This window comes from Gemella sp. zg-1178 (genome assembly GCF_018790995.1).
Lineage (GTDB): Bacteria > Bacillota > Bacilli > Staphylococcales > Gemellaceae > Gemelliphila.
Genome location: NZ_JAHKEI010000050.1, coordinates 1 through 1902, shown reverse-complemented (window position 1 = coordinate 1902; position 1902 = coordinate 1). Strand labels below are relative to the sequence as shown.

Genomic DNA, 1902 nt, shown 5'->3' with positions numbered 1-1902 from the left:
GAGCATAGATGAAGAGGCAACAAATGATTTCGGTGATTTTAAGTTAATTATCCAAGCCCCTGGGGAAACTAAGGGCTATTATATAGGCAAAAATTCAGAAAATGATTATGAAAAAGAATTTCTAGTTTATAGAAATACCAGATATAAGAAATTAAATATAGATGAGGAAAAAGGAATATTGGAAATGGAGCTGTTAGAAGATGACTAAATATAAAGATTATATCCAACTAAAAGATGTGTCCCATTTTTGGAGGTGGCAAAAGATATGTTCAGGAGATAAAAAAGAAGCATTAGAATATATCGAAAAAAAAAGAGAAAAGTTTTTTAAAAGGCTTGACTGTGAGCCTAGCAGGGAAAACTTGCTTAAGCTTTGTCCAACTGTGCAAGCCGAGGCTTATATATTAGGCTTTTTAGTTAGCAAGGCTTACAGTCCTGAGGAGATAGAGGAGAAAAAAAGGTATTATTTATCTTTGGAGCCTTTGCCAGAGGCTAATATATCTATAAACCGTTGGAAGCATGAAGTCAAGCGTAGATTTAGCAGTGCTGGCTTTAACGATTATCCAGATTGTGAATTTTGTTTACTGGATACTTACAGAAAATTAGGGCGATTTTATTTTTAGGCTATTTTTAGGCTGAAATTAAATATAGACGAGGAAAAAGGAATATTGGAAATGGAGCTGTTAGAAGATGAATAACTATAAGGATTATATACAACTAAAAGATGTTTCCCATTTTTGGCATTGGAAAGACTTATTAGAGGATAAAAAAGAAATATTAGAATACATTGAAGAAAAAAGAGAAAAATTTTTTAAAAGTCTTGACTGTGAGCCTACTAGGGAAAACTTGCTTAAGCTCTGCCCCTTGGTGCAAAGCGAAGCTTATAAATTGGGTTTTTTAGTTAGCAAGGCTTACAGCCCTGAGGAGATAGAGGAGAAAAAAAGGTATTATTTATCCCTTGAGCCTCTGCCAGAAGCTAATTTAACTATAGGACGTTGGAAGTATAAGGTCGAACGTATATTTAGGGGGGCTAGCTTTAAGGATTATCCAGATTGTAAATTTTATTACCTGGATACTTACAGGAGACTAGGGAAAGGCTATTTTTAGGCTGAAATTAAATATAGACGAGGAAAAAGGAATATTGGAAATGGAGCTGTTAGAAGATGAATAAATATAAGGATTATATCCAACTTAAAGATGTTTCCCATTTTTGGATGTGGCAAATGGTACTTTCAGGAGATAAAAAAAGGGCGTCAGAATTTATAGAAAAAGAAAGAGAAAAGTTTTTTAAAAGTCTTGATTGTGAGCCTACTAGGGAAAACTTGCTTAAGCTCTGCCCCTTGGTGCAAGAAGAGGCTTATGAATTGGGCTTTTTAGTTAGCAAGGCTTACAGCCCTGAGGAAATAGAGGAGAAAAAAAGATATTATCTAGCCCTTGAGCCTTTGCCAGAGGCTAATTTAACTATAGGACGTTGGAAGTATAAGGTCGAACGTATATTTAGGGGGGCTAGCTTTAATGATTATCCAGATTGTAAATTTTGTTTACTGGATACTTATAGAAAATTGGGGCGATTTTCCCTTAAGGATTACAGCAAGATTTAGGCTTATAGTATAATTACTTAGGCTTAGGAACTTTTTATTAAAATTAAACACTTAGCTTTTGTTGGGTGTTTTTCTTTTGTCCTGGATATGACGTTAAACTGTCTTTTTCGTATGTCAAACGTTACTTGACAAGCTCTATTGTGGACTATACCACGTTAATAAATGTAAAGGAGAAAATAAAATGAAAAGAGGATTTTTACAGGCTTTGGGTCTTGATGTTGAGGTTATAAACAAGATTATGGCAGAACATGGCAACACCATTAATTCGCTACAGTCTATTAATGAAAGTAACCAGGATACTATA

The 1902-nt window shown here is 34.2% G+C and carries 4 protein-coding genes; all 4 read left to right on the top strand.

Features of this window, described 5'->3' with window-relative positions:
- Nucleotides 1-208, top strand: a 208-nt coding sequence (locus KMP12_RS07305; protein ID WP_215757056.1) for a hypothetical protein, incomplete at its 5' end; no start/stop codon positions are given.
- The gene (locus tag KMP12_RS07300) at nt 201-620 is read left to right on the top strand and encodes a hypothetical protein (protein ID WP_215757055.1); all 420 of its coding nucleotides are present in this window, start codon (nt 201-203) and stop codon (nt 618-620) included. The genes KMP12_RS07305 and KMP12_RS07300, both read left to right, overlap by 8 nt.
- 67 nt (nt 621-687) lie before the next feature.
- Nucleotides 688-1104, top strand: a complete 417-nt coding sequence (locus KMP12_RS07295; protein WP_215757054.1) for a hypothetical protein — start codon at nt 688-690, stop codon at nt 1102-1104.
- Nucleotides 1105-1160: 56 nt separating this feature from the next.
- A complete protein-coding gene (locus tag KMP12_RS07290; RefSeq protein WP_215757053.1) occupies nt 1161-1598 on the top strand; it encodes a hypothetical protein in 438 nt (145 codons plus the stop codon).
- Nucleotides 1599-1902 lie beyond the last annotated feature (304 nt).